Origin of the sequence: Streptomyces klenkii, from assembly GCF_003626645.1 — a bacterium.
Classification (GTDB): domain Bacteria; phylum Actinomycetota; class Actinomycetes; order Streptomycetales; family Streptomycetaceae; genus Streptomyces; species Streptomyces klenkii.
Map to the genome: position 1 here is coordinate 338,932 of NZ_RBAM01000005.1, position 15,393 is coordinate 354,324.

Annotated in this window: 12 protein-coding genes; 4 read left to right on the top strand and 8 right to left on the bottom strand. The window is 68.8% G+C overall.

Features of this window, described 5'->3' with window-relative positions; genetic code table 11:
* Positions 1–251: 251 nt before the first annotated feature.
* Positions 252–1,382, top strand: a complete 1,131-nt coding sequence (locus tag D7231_RS14620; protein WP_120755845.1) for an acyltransferase family protein — start codon at positions 252–254, stop codon at positions 1,380–1,382.
* 84 nt (positions 1,383–1,466) lie between these two features.
* On the opposite strand, the gene D7231_RS14625 is transcribed toward D7231_RS14620, so the two are convergent.
* The 5 genes from D7231_RS14625 to ngcE all read right to left on the bottom strand — a co-directional run bounded on the left by D7231_RS14625 (position 1,467) and on the right by ngcE (position 6,379).
* The gene (locus tag D7231_RS14625) at positions 1,467–1,784 is read right to left on the bottom strand and encodes a hypothetical protein (RefSeq protein ID WP_147449728.1); all 318 of its coding nucleotides are present in this window, start codon (positions 1,782–1,784) and stop codon (positions 1,467–1,469) included.
* 278 nt (positions 1,785–2,062) lie between these two features.
* Complete coding sequence (locus D7231_RS14630; RefSeq protein ID WP_147449729.1) at positions 2,063–2,740, bottom strand: hypothetical protein; 678 nt, start codon at positions 2,738–2,740, stop codon at positions 2,063–2,065.
* Positions 2,741–2,849: 109 nt separating this feature from the next.
* Complete coding sequence (locus D7231_RS14635) at positions 2,850–3,794, bottom strand: carbohydrate ABC transporter permease (RefSeq protein ID WP_120755848.1); 945 nt, start codon at positions 3,792–3,794, stop codon at positions 2,850–2,852.
* Between the two features lies 1 nt (position 3,795).
* Positions 3,796–4,713, bottom strand: coding sequence for a carbohydrate ABC transporter permease (locus D7231_RS14640; protein ID WP_120755849.1), 918 nt, complete (start codon positions 4,711–4,713; stop codon positions 3,796–3,798).
* A 160-nt stretch (positions 4,714–4,873) separates the two neighbouring features.
* Positions 4,874–6,379 carry an N-acetylglucosamine/diacetylchitobiose ABC transporter substrate-binding protein gene (gene ngcE, locus D7231_RS14645; protein WP_120755850.1) on the bottom strand — a complete coding sequence of 502 codons (1,506 nt, stop codon included), beginning with the start codon at positions 6,377–6,379 and terminating at the stop codon, positions 4,874–4,876.
* Between the two features lie 642 nt (positions 6,380–7,021).
* Between ngcE and D7231_RS14655 the strand changes: the two genes are divergently transcribed.
* From D7231_RS14655 to D7231_RS14665, 3 genes are all read left to right on the top strand, one after another.
* On the top strand, positions 7,022–10,891 hold the full coding sequence (locus tag D7231_RS14655; protein ID WP_120755852.1) for a GH92 family glycosyl hydrolase: 3,870 nt from the start codon (positions 7,022–7,024) through the stop codon (positions 10,889–10,891).
* A gap of 105 nt (positions 10,892–10,996) precedes the next feature.
* On the top strand, positions 10,997–12,043 hold the full coding sequence (locus tag D7231_RS14660; RefSeq protein ID WP_120755853.1) for an FG-GAP repeat domain-containing protein: 1,047 nt from the start codon (positions 10,997–10,999) through the stop codon (positions 12,041–12,043).
* A 40-nt stretch (positions 12,044–12,083) separates the two neighbouring features.
* On the top strand, positions 12,084–13,208 hold the full coding sequence (locus D7231_RS14665) for a cobalamin-independent methionine synthase II family protein (RefSeq protein WP_120755854.1): 1,125 nt from the start codon (positions 12,084–12,086) through the stop codon (positions 13,206–13,208).
* 53 nt (positions 13,209–13,261) lie between these two features.
* Here the strand turns inward: D7231_RS14665 and D7231_RS14670 are convergent, their stop codons facing one another.
* The 3 genes from D7231_RS14670 to D7231_RS14680 form a co-directional block, all read right to left on the bottom strand.
* The gene (locus tag D7231_RS14670; protein WP_120755855.1) at positions 13,262–14,500 is read right to left on the bottom strand and encodes a zinc metalloprotease; all 1,239 of its coding nucleotides are present in this window, start codon (positions 14,498–14,500) and stop codon (positions 13,262–13,264) included.
* Positions 14,501–14,580: 80 nt separating this feature from the next.
* Positions 14,581–14,922, bottom strand: a complete 342-nt coding sequence (locus tag D7231_RS14675; protein ID WP_120755856.1) for a hypothetical protein — start codon at positions 14,920–14,922, stop codon at positions 14,581–14,583.
* 40 nt (positions 14,923–14,962) lie between these two features.
* Positions 14,963–15,232, bottom strand: coding sequence for a hypothetical protein (locus D7231_RS14680; RefSeq protein ID WP_120755857.1), 270 nt, complete (start codon positions 15,230–15,232; stop codon positions 14,963–14,965).
* Between the last annotated feature and the right edge of the window lie 161 nt (positions 15,233–15,393).

Here is a 15,393-nt window from a genome sequence, read left to right on the forward strand (position 1 = left end):
GTGTAGTGACCACCTTGCATATAAGATGGGCGCTTCGTGCTCATTCGTTCTGTAGCCGGTGACCGCATTCCCGCGGCCCCGGCCACCCGCAGTACGGCCTGTGTCCCCTGCCCGCGACCACCGGGCGGGACACAGGCCTTTCCGTGGACCCCGGGGGCGCTTCACCCAGGGCCCGCGCCACGCCCTCGCACGGCTCCTCGATGTGACCCACGTCGCGGAACTCGCCTGCTCTTCACCTGGGATAGCCGACAGTGAGTCTGATAACCCCCACCACCACCGAGGTGTCCAGCAAATCCCCCGTCGCACGGGTGCGGCTGGACTCGCTCACAGGCCTCCGGTGGTACGCGGCGCTTCTCGTCGCCTGTTTTCACTTCGCCTACGAGGAGACGTCGACCGGAACCTCTCTGCACGTCTTCCGGTTGAAAGAGGTCGTCTACGCCGGTCCCTCGGCGGTGTCGTTCTTCTTCATACTCTCCGGATTCGTACTCGCCTGGTCGGCCCGTCCGCGCGACACCGTGACCGGGTTCTGGCGGCGCCGCTTCGCCCGCATCTACCCCAGCCACCTGGCGACCTTCGCCGTCGCCGTCCTGACGATGGTCTGGATGGGCAAGGCCCTCGACCCCCGCATCGGGCTGGTGAATCTGAGCCTGACCCAGTCCTGGATACCCAACCGCAAGGACTGGTGGTTCGGGTTCAACGGCGTCTCGTGGTCGCTCAGCTGTGAATTCCTCTTCTACCTGACGTTCCCCTTCGTAGTGAAGGTCATCAGGCGGTTCTCCACCCGCGGCCTGTGGGCGACGGCGGTTCTCGGCAACCTGTGCGTGGTCCTGGCGCCGCTGGCCGCGAGCCACATCGCGAAGGCGAGCGGCTGGGACCCCAAGTTCATGCTCTACATCTTCCCGCCCGTGCGCCTGCTCGAGTTCGTGATCGGCATCGCCGTCGCACTGCTGGTCAAGAGCGGCTCGTGGCGCGGTCCGGGCCTGACCGCCAGTCTTGCCCTTTCCGTGTTCGCCGTCCTCGGGCCGTCCCACCTCCTGCCCTTCGACTACCACTGGGCCGCCGACACGGTCATCCCGTACACCCTCACCATTGCCGCGGCCGCGCGCGCGGACGTCCGCGGGGAGCCCTCGCCGTTCAGGAACCGGATCAACGTCTACCTGGGCGAAGTTTCCTTCGCCTTCTACCTGGTGCACGAGATCGTCATCTTCAGCGTCGACCACTTCCTCACGACGCACCACTTCACCGTTCCCTTGGCCCTGCACCTGGGTCTGGTCCTGTCGATCTCGTTCATCGGCGCGGTGCTCCTGCACGAATACGTGGAGAAGCCCGGTGTGAAACTCCTGTCCAGTAGCCGGCGAAAGCAGCGGCCCGCCGCGACCTGACCATAGGGTCTGAGCGCCCCCGACCGGCCGTCCGAGGCCGTCCGGCTCGACGCGGTCGGGGGCTCAGTGCTACTGGGGCCTCATTCAGACCGGGACGGGGAGGTCCTGGTGACGGAGGTTGTCCAGCATCGGGGTGAAGCAGTTCTCTGCGTGGGCGCCGTCAGTACGGAGAAACTCGGTCAGCGGTCCGCCCTTGGCTATGAAGGTCCAGCCGGGAATCGGCCGCTCGCCGTCCGCCTTGAGGAAGACGGTCACGCCCTGCTCCACCAGCCAGTCCAGGACCAGCATTCCCATCCCCTCCATGCTGTTCTCCGGCTCAAGATCCGGCGCCCATGGGCTCTCGTCCATGGGCAGCCCCGCGTCCCTCAGCCGGGGCAGGGCAACGCGCATGCATTCCGCCACGGTGGCCTCCTCTGCCAGGACGCTTTGGCGCAAATCCGTGGAGACGCTGGGACCTGAGAAGAAGCGGAACGTCCACTGTGGTGTGTGGGCGGGAGACGGACGGCCACTGGCCGAGACAGTGGCAACCACCCCCTGCTCGGCCAGCCACTGCATAAGACGTAGCGTTTCGTCCTTGTCGAAGGCCGGAGCTGTTTCCGGCATTTGCCAGCACGTCGGCCACGGTCGATTCCTCCGGCGGTCACCCATCTGCCGATCTCCCCTCATCCCCTGCTGAACACTCATACACATATGGCGTATAGCGCACCAGAATACGCATTCGTGTGGTTTGGTATTGATACGTCACAGACGACCGCCTTTCCTTCGACATCGTGGGTCATCCAGGGTCGCAGGATGGCGCGGCCCATCGATGAAGGGCGATCCGAATGCGAAATGTTGTGCGTGCAGCGCTGGTGGTTCTCTGCGCGACCGGGGCCGCGCTGCCTGTCCTCCCGGTGGCGCAGGCGGCTGCTCCCTCGACCCCCGCCGACTGCCGGTACGTCTATACCAACGGGCGTCCCGGGCCGAACGGGGAGAGCAGAGGCAGTGGCGTCTACGACGAGGGAGATCGTGACGCCGAGGGCCGCGTCTGCCGCAATGGCTGGTGGGTACATCCGTACGAGGTCCACCACCACGACGACGACCGCCGCGATGACGACCACGGCCGGGACGATCACGGCCGGGATGACCACGGTCGGGACGATCACGGCCGCGACGACCACCGGCGCGATGACGACCACCGCTGGGACAACGATCACCGCCGCGATGACGACCACCGGCGTGACGACGACCACGGCCGGGGCGATCACCGCCGCGACGATGATCACTGGCGGGACGACGACCACCGCCGCGACGACAACCACCATCGCGACGACGACCGCCGCGACCACGACCATGACCACGATCGCGACCACGATCACGACCGGGACCACAACCACGGGCGCCGCCCGTAGACGGCGCCGCGGACTGAAGGAGCCGAAGGAGCTGAAGGAGAAGCCTCCCCGGTGCCCTCCGGAGGGTGCCGGGGAGCTACTTCAGGGCCCCCGCCGTCAGGCCCGCCTGGACCTGCCGCTGGAAGACGATGTACGCCGCCAGGACCGGGAGCATGGCGATGACCAGGCCCGCGAAGAGGCCCGACCAGTCGCCCTTGTAGCCCTGGCTGACGGCCAGCGCCACCAGGCCCTGGGGCAGCAGCTTCTTGTCCTCGTCACCCACGTTCAGGACCGCCGGCAACAAGTACTGGTTCCACTGCCCCAGGAAGTTGAAGATCCCGACGCTGATCAGGCCCGGCTTGGCCATCGGCAGCATCACCTGGAAGAACGTACGGGTGTGCGAAGCGCCGTCGATCAGGGCCGCCTCCGCGACCGACGACGGGAGCGTGCGGAAGAAGCCGCTCAGGAAGAAAATCGTGAACGGTAGCGAGTACGCGATGTAGACCAGGATCAGTCCGTGGTACGTGTCCAGCAGCTGCATGTTCTTCATGACGAAGAACAGGGGAACCAGGGCCAGGATCACCGGGAAGCTCATCCCGCCCACGAACAAGTAATAGATGAAGCGGTTTCCCGGGAATTCGAACCTCGCCAGGACGTACGCCGCCATCGAGCCCAGCAGCATCGTGCCCAGCAGCGAACCCGCCACCACCACGACCGAGTTGAAGAAGTACTCGCTCATGTGCGCCTGCGACCACGCCCTCGACCAGTTGTCGAAGTGCAGGCTCGTGGGCAGCGCCCAGGGCGACGTGAAAATGGACTTGTCGTCCTTGAGGGCGCTCATCACCGCCCACAACAGCGGCAGCGTGACCATCAGGGCCCACAGGATCAGCACCCCGTGCGAGAAGACGTTGAGGACCCGTCCCTCGGTGCCCATGCGCCCTTCGGGGGAATCGACGACCGGGGGCACTGGCGCCGCCGGGGCCGCCCTGGTCACCGCATCGTCCGCCACGCCGCTCTCCGCGCTCTTCTCCGCGCCGCCCATCTCAGAACTCCAGCCGTTCGCGCCGGCCCAGCTTCATCACGATGCCGGCGAAGATCATGGTGACGATGAGCAGGGCGACCCCGAGCGTGGTCGCGTATCCGGCCTGCCCGTCCCGGAACGCCTTGGTGTAGAGGAGATAGGCGAGCACTTCGGTCGAGTAGTCCGGACCGCCGGGGCCCACCGTCATGATCTGCACGACCGCGAATCCGTCGAGCGCCATGATGCCCATGTAGACCCAGCCGGTCTGGACCGTGTCCCACAGCAGGGGAAGCGTGATCCGGAAGAAGGTCTGGATGCGGTTCGCGCCGTCCAGCAGCGCCGCCTCGTAGAAGTCCTTCGGAATCGAGCTCATGCCCGCCGAGAACAGGACGACGTAGAAGCCGACGTTGCTCCACACCATCACCGCCATCACGCACCACAGCGCGAGATCCGGGTCACCGAGCCAGTTCGGCTGTACGGAATCCAGGCCCACGGCGCTCAGGAAGGAGTTCAGCGCGCCGCTGTTGGGGTTGTACGCGAACTGGAACAGCAGGGCCACGATGGCGATCGACAGCACCTGCGGGAAGAAGTACACGACCTTGTAGAAGCCCGAGCCGCGGACGCCCGCCACCGCCGCGTTCTTCCTCCTCCGCCCGCCCACGTTGAGCATGAAGGCGAAGAACAGTCCCAGTCCGAGCGTCACCAGTGGCAGCACCAGCAGCAACAGGACATTGTGGCCGACCGACGTCCAGAACACGTCGTCGGCGAACATCTTCCGGTAGTTCGCGACCCCGACCATCTTGAAGTCGGGACTGAGACCCGTCCAGTCCGTGAACGAGTAGTAGATCGCCTGGAGGAACGGCGAGATCACGAACACCGCGTAGATCGCCAGGGGTACGGCCAGGAACCCCACGATGAAACGGTACTTACCGTGCTGCATTGCCTTTCGACCCCGATCTCCCGCGGGCGCGGAGCGGCGGACGCGGTCCCATCCCGTTCCCGTACGCGCCGCCGCCGGTGACGTGCCTCAGTGCGTGCGTTCAGTGCATGCGGCTTTTAGTGCGTTCCTGCGTTCAGCGCACGCCGCCGCTCGCCCGCTCCTACTTGTGCCGGTACTTCTTGATCGAGTCATCCGCGCGCACACCGTCCGCGAATTTCTGGATCTTGGCGATCGTCTCGTCCGGGGTCATGCGGCCGGCCATCATCTCGCCCAGCGCCGCCACGCCGATCTTCTCCTTCTGGAGGGCGACGTACCAGTCCTGGATCCGCGGATTGACCACGTTCTCCCCCGCCTTGGCGAGCGCCTCCTGCGAGGAGCTGAGGCCCGGAGGCAGCGTGAGCCCCTCCGTCCCCCCGTTCAGCGACGTCAGCGACGAGACCTGCTTGATGAAGTTCTGCGACGACTTCTTGCCGAGCATGATGCGCAGCAGTTCCATGCCGCCCTGCGGGTTCTTCGCGTTCTTCGGCACGATGAACGGCTCGCCGCCCGAGGCCCAGATCGTGCCGAACGGCATCTTGTCGCGCTTCGCGTCCAGGCTCGAAGGCGCCCCGACCGCCATCTTGAAGTCGGCCGGCGTGGTCTTCTTCGACTCGTTCTCCACCCACGACCCGTTGGGGATGAACAGCGCCTTGCCCTGGTTCCAGGCCGTCTGCGACTCGATGTGGGTGAGGCCGGGGGTGCCCTGGAGGATGTAGCCCTTCTTGTAGAGCTCGTAGTACGCCTCGAAGGCCGCCTTGACCGCCGGGTCCTTCCAGGCGTTCGGCTCCAGGTTGTCAATCCGGTCGATGACCTCCCGGCCACCGATCTTGGCGATGAAGGGGTAGAGGCTGAACGGCAGGTAGTAAGGGAACTTGCCGGGGTACGTCCAGCCGGCGATGCCCTTCTTCTTCGCCTTCTCGCAGACGGCGAGCATCTCGTCCCACGTCTCCGGGTACTGCGCGTCCAGCTTCTCCAGCGCCGTCTTCGAATACCAGACGCCGTAGACCGTGTACGCGTAGTAGAGGATCCAGGTCTCCTCGCCCTCGAACCGGCCCATTTCGACGACGCCCGGCCGCAGCGTGTCCCGTACCTTCTTCGACGGGTCGTCGATCGACGGCGCGTCCAGCAGCGCATTGAGGTCGGTCAGCTGCTTCTTCCCCACCAGAGTGCCCATGTCCATTTGCTTGGCACCGGAGTTGTCGATCAGGTCCGGCGGTGTGCCGCCGTTGAAGCGGGGCTGGAGCTGGGTCTGGATCTCCTGGGTGGCCGCGTGCTTGATATCGGCCTTGGGATACGCCGCCTTGTACTCGGCCTCGGCGTCCTTGGCGTACTGCTGGCCGAAACCGCCGTCGAAGATGACGACGTCGAGCTGCGCGGACTCATTGACCGCGAGCGGGTTCTTCTCGCTCTTCGTCCCCTTGTCGACCTTGTTGTCGTCGCTGCCGCCGCCCGACGCGCAGGCGCTCAGCACGCCCATCGACGGCACCACGATCAGGCCGAGTGCGGCCGCTCTCTTGATGAGGTCGCGCCGGCCGAATCCACTGAACTGCCCTGATCGACCGGACCGCCCGGCCCCCGTGAACTCCCCGGACTCCCCGGACTCCCTGAATTCCCCTGTGGATCCCATGCTCAAGGCCTCGCCTTCTCCAGGACTCGGGCGGTGGACCGGTTACTCCCCTTGTGCACAAGAATCGACGAAGGGCCCGACACCGCTGGTCGGTTGAAGCTTGGTGTGGTGCTTGGTGTGCTGGGCGTGCTGGGTTTACGGATGTGCTGGTCCTACTGGATGTGCTCGGTTCGCTGGGTGTACTTGATGTACTTGATGCGCTTGACGTGCTCGATGTGTGCGCCGGGAGCGGTGACGTGCCGGTGACGCGCCCGCGGCGTTCCCCTCCCTGCCGCGCTCCCCCGGATCCGCCGCGGCGGCCCTCAGAGCCTCCCCGGTCGCCGACAGGTATAGTCCATTTCTCACCAACTGGGCAAGATCGGGAGCAGCTTCCGCCCCCAGTCTTTCTCTACTTGAGACCTGCCGACCGTCCCGGTGGCGACGACACCAACCCCAAGACCCTTGACACCATCCGCCTCTCAAGTCCTACTTATCTCTGCGCGGCTCACTTGACAACGTTGTCTGCACGTTGCGAGACATGGGAGACATGCGATGCGGCAGGGACGGCGGTATTGGCACGGACCCCGAACCCGTACCAGGTCCCGGCGACACCGATGGCCTAATCCCACCCGCCCCCTCGTACTCCTTCTGGCCGTCACCCTTATGACGGCCATTCAGGTACCCCAAGCCACCGCCACCGCCTCCCCCACCGCGGCCGCCCCCACCACCCCCACCGACCATTTCTCCTCCTCCTTCGAGCGCGGCGACCCCCAGCCCGACTGGCGCAACACCGTCGACACCACCCCCGACGGCCGCAAGCGCGCCGCCGGCGTCGACGGCAACGACACGCGCGGCATCCCCGGCAACGTCAGCGACTCCGTCACCGACGTCCGGGCGAGCGGCGAGAACGCCGGCTCGGGCGAGGTCAAGGAGAACCTCGTCGACGGCGAGAGCACGACCAAATGGCTCACCTTCGAGAAGGCGGGAGCCTGGCTGGAGTTCGACCTCGACGAGCCGGTCGCCGCCGTCCGCTACGCCCTGACGTCCGCCAACGACGCCCCCGGCCGCGACCCGCGCGACTGGGTCCTCCAGGGCTCGCGGGACGGCAAGGACTGGACGCCGCTGGACACCCGCAAGGGCGAGACCTTCGACAAGCGCTTCCAGACCCGCGAGTTCACCTTCACCAACACCACCCCCTACGCCCACTACCGGCTCGACTTAACCCGCAACAGCGGCGAGGACATCACGCAGCTCGCCGAGGTGCAGCTGGCGCCGTTCTACACCGGACCGCCGCCGCCCTCCGACATGCGCAGCTACGTCGACGGCGGCCCCAAGGGCTCCCCCACCGCCAAGGCGCGCGCCGGCTTCTCCGGGCGCCGCGCCCTGCGCTACGGCGGCGTCCACCAGGCCACGGGCCGCGCCTACTCCTACAACAAGCTGTTTTCGGTCAGCCTCCGCGTCACCCCGCGCACGGTCCTCTCGTACAAGGTCTTCCCCTCCATGCCCGAGGTCGACCTGCGCTACCCGGCCACCCACGTGTCTCTGGACCTCGTCTTCACGGACGGCACCTATCTGAGTGACCTCGGGGCGGTGGACCAGCACGGCGCGCCCCTCTCGCCCCGCGGCCAGGCCGACTCCCGCACGCTCTACGCCAACCAGTGGAACAACAAGGAGTCGCGCATCGGGGCCGTGGCCGCGGGGAAGACGGTGGCCCGGGTGCTCGTCGCGTACGACTCCCCCGCCGGGCCGGCGCCGTTCCGCGGCTGGCTGGACGACGTCTCCCTCGCCCCCGCGCCCGCCGAGAAGCCCCTGGCGCACCTGGCCGACTACGCCGTGACGACGCGCGGCACCCACTCCAGCGCGAGCTTCTCGCGGGGCAACACCTTCCCCGCGACCGCCGTCCCCCACGGCTTCAACTTCTGGACGCCGGTCACGAACGCGGGCGCCATGGACTGGCTCTACCAGTACGCCGCCGCGAACAACGCCGACAACCTCCCCACCGTCCAGGCGTTCAGCACGAGCCACCAGCCGAGCCCCTGGATGGGCGACCGGCAGACCTTTCAGGTGATGCCGGCCCTCGCTCCCGGGAGCGGCCCCCCGGACACGAGCCGCACCGCCCGCGCCCTCCCCTTCCACCACGCCAACGAGACGGCCCGCCCCCACTACTACGGCGTCACCTTCGACAACGGCCTCAAGACCGAGATCGCCCCCACCGACCACGCCGCGATCATGCGCTTCACCTATCCGGGTGAGAGCGGAGGTGAGAGCAGCGGTGACAGCGGAGCCGACCGAGCCCCCCGGGCCCCCGACAACGCCGCCCTCATCCTCGACAACGTCCGCAACCAGGGCGGCCTCACCCTCGACCCCGAGACCCGCTCCTTCACCGCCTACTCGGACGTGCGCAGCGGCCTGTCCGTCGGCGCGGGCCGCATGTTCGTCTACGGCGTCCTCGACGCGCCCGTCACGGCGAGCGGCAAGCCGGGCAGCGACGCCGGATCCGGCACCACCGGCTACCTCCGCCTGGCCCCCGGCCGGGACCGCACCGTCACCCTCCGCATCGCGACCTCCCTCATCGGCACTGAGCAGGCCAAGGCCAACCTGGAGCAGGAGATCCCCGAAGGCACCTCCTTCGGCCGGGTCCACGACCGCGCCCGCGCCGCCTGGGACGCCCTCCTCGGCCGCGTCGAGGTCGAGGGCGCGAGCCGCGACCAGCTCACCACCCTCTACTCCAGCCTCTACCGCCTCTACCTCTATCCGAACTCCGGCTCCGAGAACACCGGCACCCGCGCCCGCCCGCGCCGGCGCTACGCCAGCCCCTTCTCCCGCCCCGAGGGGGAGAACACGCCCACCCGTACGGGCGCGCGGATCGCCGACGGCGAGGTCTACGTCAACAACGGCTTCTGGGACACCTACCGCACCACCTGGCCCGCCTACTCCCTCCTCACCCCCCAGCAGGCCGGGCGCCTCGTCGACGGCTTCGTGCAGCAGTACAAGGACGGCGGCTGGATCTCGCGCTGGTCCTCCCCCGGCTACGCCGACCTGATGACGGGCACGAGCTCCGACGTGGCCTTCGCCGACGCCTACGCCAAGGGCGTCTCCTTCGACGCGGAGGCCGCGTACGAGGCCGCGCTCAAGAACGCCACCGTCGTGCCGACCCAGCCCGGCGTCGGCCGCAAGGGCATGGAGACCTCCCCCTTCCTCGGCTGGACGAGCACGACCACCCGCGAGGGCATGTCCTGGGCCCTGGAGGGCTACCTCAACGACTACGGCCTCGCGACGATGGGCAAGGCCCTCTACGAGCGCACGCACAAGGCCCGCTACCGCGACGAGTCGGCGTACTTCCTCAACCGCGCCCGCAACTACGTCAAGCTCTTCGACCCCGCCGTCGGCTTCTTCCAGGGCCGCAACGCCGACGGCTCGCGGCGCCTGCCGCCCGGCCGCTACGACCCGCGCGTCTGGGGCAACGACAACACCGAGACCAACGGCTGGAACTTCGCCTTCCACGCCCCGCAGGACACCCGCGGCCTGGCCGGGCTGTACGGCGGCCGCGAGGGCCTGGCCGGGAAGCTCGACCAGTTCTTCGGCACGCCGGAGACGGGAGCGCCCGAGTTCGCCGGCTCGTACGGCGGGGTCATCCACGAGATGACCGAGGCGCGGGACGTGCGGATGGGCATGTACGGCCACAGCAACCAGGTCTCGCACCACATCGCGTACCTCTACGACGCCGCCGGGCAGCCGTGGAAGACGCAGGAGAAGGTGCGCGAGGTGCTGTCCCGCCTCTACCTCGGCAGCGAGATCGGCCAGGGCTACCCGGGCGACGACGACAACGGCGAGATGTCGGCGTGGTACCTGTTCAGCGCGCTGGGCTTCTACCCGCTGGTGATGGGCGGCGGCGAGTACGCGATCGGCTCCCCGCTCTTCCGGAAGGCCACGCTCCATCTGGAGGGGGGCCGTGACGTGGTCGTGAAGGCCCCGCGCAACAGCGCCCGCAACGTGTACGTGCAGGGGCTGCGGGTCAACGGCAAGGCCTGGCGGTCGACGGCGCTGCCGCACGCGGTCCTCGCCAAGGGCGCGACGCTGGAGTTCGACATGGGCCCGCAGCCGTCGTCCTGGGGCAGCGGCCGCGACGACGGCCCGGTGTCCATCAGCAAGGACTTCACCGCCCCGGTCCCGGACGCGGACCTGACCGCGCCGGGCGCCTCGCCCCTCACTGACGACACGTCGGTCACGGACGTCTCCTTCAGCACGGCCCTGCTCCAGGTGCCGTCGGGCGGGCGCGTGACCTCGTACACCCTGACCTCGGCGGACCGGGCCAAGGCCCCGGACGGCTGGGTGCTGGAGGGCTCACGGGACGGCACCGGCGAGTGGACGGAGGTCGACCGGCGCACGGGCGAGGCCTTCTCCTGGGACCGGCAGACGCGCGTCTTCTCGGTGGCACGGCCCGGCGCGTACCGGCACTACCGGCTGCGGACGGCGGACGGCGGCGACCACGTCCTCGCCGAGATCGAGCTATTGGGGGCCAGATCCGCATAAAGCCTCTTGACCTGTAAAGGAAGTGTGAAACGATCGCGATGATCCAGTGGCGTGCCCCTGTCAGGGGTGCGCCGCTTTTCACTGAGACCCTCCTGGAGAACCCACGTGGCTCACCTTCCCGGCCGCCCGCGCACCCGCGCGGTGCAGCGCATCGCCACCGCGGCGATAGCCGCCGCCCTGGTCGGCACCACCGCCGGCACCGCCCTGGCCGACGGCCCCAAGACCCCTTCTTCCGCGCGTGCCGCCACCGCGGCCGAGCGCGCGGCGAAGCTGCCCGCCGGCACCTCGTTCAAGCACCGCTCCGAGGCGCTGCGCGGCGAGGCGAAGTCCGGCGACTACCCGAAGTCCGGCGCGGTCGCCCCGCAGGCCCCGCGCCTCGCGGCCCCCCGCAAGGGCGTCAAGGCCGACGGCCCCACCGCCGAGGCCCCGTTCCTCCCGCTGAGCGCCGTCAACAACGACGACCTGTACTTCTACTGGCCCGACGGCAAGGGCGGCATCACGCCCAAGGAGTTCGTCACCAACGGCTGGAGCGCGATCAACTCCGCCGCCCGCGTCGACCACGACCGGGACGGCATCGCCGACGGGCTGTACGTCCGCGACAACGCGCAGAACATCATCTACGCCCCGGCCGGCGGCAGCCCGAGCATCGTGGCGGACGACTGGGGCCAGTACGACCAGTTCATGTCCCCCGGCAACCTCGGCGGCGGCAAGGAGTCGGACATCCTCGTCCGCGACCGCGACGGCGTCCTGTGGCTCTACCTCGCCTACCCGGACGGCACCCTCACCGGCCGCAAGAAGGTCGGCCCCGGCTGGGGCCAGTTCACCGAGATCGCCGGCCGCGGCGACCTCACCGGTGACGGCAAGGCCGACATCGTCGCCCGCGACAAGGACGGCGTCCTGTGGCTGTACAAGGGCACGGGCGACTACACGAAGCCGTTCGAGACCAAGCAGCGGATCGGCGGTGGCTGGAACCAGTTCAACAAGCTGGTCGGCACGGGCGACGTCGACCTGGACGGCAAAGCCGACCTCGTCGCGCGGGACAAGGACGGCGCGCTGTGGCTGTACCGCGGCACGGGCCGCACGGACCAGCCGTACGACTACAAGGTGAAGATCGGCAACTCCGGCTGGAACCAGTACGGGCTGCTGTTCTGACGTAACGTCACTAGCGACGTACGCCGCCTGCGTGGGGCACATGCCTCACGCAGGAGCGGCCCGGGCGTACAGCACTTCTCCCACGGGGGAGTTCTCCCCGGCGACAATTCCCACCGAGCCCATCGGCAGCATTCCCCGTCCCGCCGAGCTGCTCACGGCCATGGCGGCCCATGCCGCCGGCCGCATCGGCGACGACGAACTCGCCACCGTCCAGGACGAGGCGGTCCGCGACACCGTCCGCCGCCTGGAGGAGATCGGCTCGCCGGTGGTCACCGACGGCGAGCAGGCCAAGCCCAGCTTCGCCACGTACCCCCTGGCGGGGCTGGACCGGCTGGCACCCGACGGCGTCGTCATCCCCTTCGCCGACGGCCACCAGCGGCAGCTGCCCCGGCTGACGGCAGGGCCGCTGCGCTACGGCGTGCACGCCGAGCGCTATCTGCGCGCCGCCCTCCGGCACGCGACCGTCCCCGTGAAACAGGCCGTGATCGCCCCCTCGGCGCTCAGCCTGCTCTACCCTCAAGCCCCCCTCGACGGATATCCCCGCGAGGCGTTCCTCGACGATCTCACCGCCGGGGCCGAGGCCGACATCCGCGGCTGCCTGGACGCCGGGGCCCACGTCGTCCAGCTCGACTTCACCGAGGCCCGCCTCGCGCTGAAGCTGGACCCGTCAGGGGGCCTGCTGGAGGATTTCATCGCGCTCAACAACCGTGTCCTGGAGCGTTTCTCCGCCACCGAGCGGGCCAGGATCAGCGTGCACACCTGCCCCGGCGGCGATCAGGATTCCACGCACAGTCTCGACGTGGACTACGTCGCCCTTCTGCCCGGCCTGATGCGGCTCAAGGCGGGGGCGTTCTACGTCCAGCTGGCCAGTGAGCCGGATCCGGACAAGGTCCTCGGCGTCCTCGCCGACCATCTACCCGGCCACGCCCGTGTGTTCATCGGGGTGACGGACCCGATCGACCCCTGCGTCGAGACCCCCGAGCAGGTCCGCGACCGGGTCCTGACCGCCGCCCGTCACCTGCCCGTCGACCGTCTGGGCACCTGCGACGACTGCGGCTTCGCGCCCTTCGCCGACGACACCTCCACCTCGCGCGACATCGCCTTCGCCAAGATCCGCGCCCGTATCGAAGGCACCGCCCTCGCCGCCCGCGAACTGACCGGCTGACGGAGCCCGGTTCTCCGCGCTTCCCGCACTGTCCGCGCTGCCCTCCGGGCCGGTCACCGGCTCCGGGCGGCGCGGACGAGCGAACGCACCGGCCGCCACAGGGCCAGCGCCAGTCCCGCCACGGGCAGTGTGAGCAGCAGGATCTGCAAGCACGCCGTCACCGTGCCGAGGATCTGGTACTGGGAGGAGCCGGCGTTCGCCAGGAGCAGCCCGATGGTCTGCCAGTCGGCCCGCAGCAGGTCGGGCAGGTTGACGAGCACCCAGCCCAGTTGCAGCGTGAGCGCGGGCACGAGGAAGAGGACCCACGCCGCGACCACGATCTGCGGCCGTCGCTTGAGCGCGCGGAGCCGCTCGTCCTCCGGGCGCCGCAGGACGACCCGCTTGAGGATCGGGGCGATGTACTTGAACAGGTCGGGGATGCCGACCAGGTCGGCGATGATGTAGTAGCCGTCGAACCGCAGCGTGGGCAGGAGCTGCTGGATCATCTCCAGGTGGACGGAGAGGACGGCCACCAGCAGCAGCGGGCTCCCGTTCACCCCGTACAGCGCCAGCAGGCCGAGCACGAAGAGCGCGTTGAAGTAGACGCCGCCCAGGTCCGTGCGGATGCGCCCGCGGCGGCCGAGCCGGTACGAGTTGGTGATGTCGGTGTAGAACGCGGGCCACACCAGGTAGATGCCGCAGCCCATCCGGCCGGGCCGGACGCCTCCGTAGCGGCAGGCCGCGCCGTGCCCCAGTTCGTGGAAGACGCACGAGGCGATGGCCAGGGCCACGACGAGCAGGACGTCGGCGGGCGACGACAGTACGGATTGCAGCGCCGTGCCCGTGTCCTGCGTCGTCCACAGCCAGGCCTCGCCGCACACGAAGGCGGCGAGCGTTCCGGCCACGAGCGCCGGGCGGAACAGCCAGGCGAAGACGCCGGAGAGGATCCAGGTGACGTGCTCCGGGACGACCGCGAGCCGGAACCGGAAGGCGAGGAACGGATCGCTCTTGCGCACCTGCGGGGGCGGGGAGCCGTCGCTGTACGTCGTGATGCCGAGCGGGGCGAGCTTCTTGTCGAGGAGGAAGACGACGTGGTCCGCCGTGAACTGCCGCCCGGTCTCCCGGCTGAGCTGTTCGGCCACGCCCGCCACGGGCCGGCCGTCGTCCAGCGCCCGCGCGACCTGGTACAGCAGCGGGGGCAGGCGGACGATCTGCCCGTCGGGGCGGCAGACGAGGTGCGGCGGTTCGCGGTATCCGGAGTCCTCGAACTCTCCGACCAGTTCGGTGCCGGCCACCAGCGCGGGCAGTGTCATTCAGCGCTCTCCGTAGGGGGCGGAAGTACGGGGAAGGGCCGGACGCGTCCGGCCCTTCCCCTGATGCACGCGTGCGTACGTCAGTGGCTGGAGACGGCCGCCGGGATGCAGGTCAGCTCGTTGCTCGGAGCCGTGGACGGCAGACCGAGCGAGCCGAACAGACCCGGGGTGCCCGGGCGAGCCGTGGACTGGCAGGCCGACAGCGCCACGGTGCCGTGGTCGTGCGGCTGCGGGGCGAACACGCCGCCGCCCGTGGCAGCCGCGGAGCTGCTGCTGGAGCTGCCCGCGCCCGCCCCGGAGCCTCCGTCGCCGTCCCCGTAGGGCCCGGCGAGCGGGGTGGCCAGGATGCCCATGACCGTGCGCTCGGGCAGGAGCTCGCCCGCGACGCTGTCGAGCTCCTCGAAGCTGATGGCGTTGTCCATTCCATTCCCCTTTTCTGATTCGCTGATTACGGGTCAGTGCTCATCGGGTGGAGATGGCCGCGGGAATGCACGTCGTCGTGTAGCCGGGGTCCTGGGACGCGAGCCCCAGGAAGACGAGGAGCGGAGGACTTCCCGCGTTCTGCCGGTACTGGCAGGCGTAGGCGACCGTCGTGCCGTGGTCGGTCTTCACCATCACCGGGTGGACCGGCTGGTCGGTGCCCGCCGACAGCACGCTCGACAGCGCGAGCCGCGGGGGAAGCTCTTCGCCCGAAAGGCGTTCGAGTTCCCCGAAAGTGACGGCGGATTCCATAGTTGTTCCCTCCCTGGGGGACGACATCGTCCCGGCGTCGATCCCCGCCGGAGATTAACCAGGAGCGGAATGTCCAACACTTCGCCAACACCCTGATCACCCGGACGAGTTGGGATTTGCCCCGCGGGAGTGCACGTGCGAACGCCCGTGCCGCGCGAGGC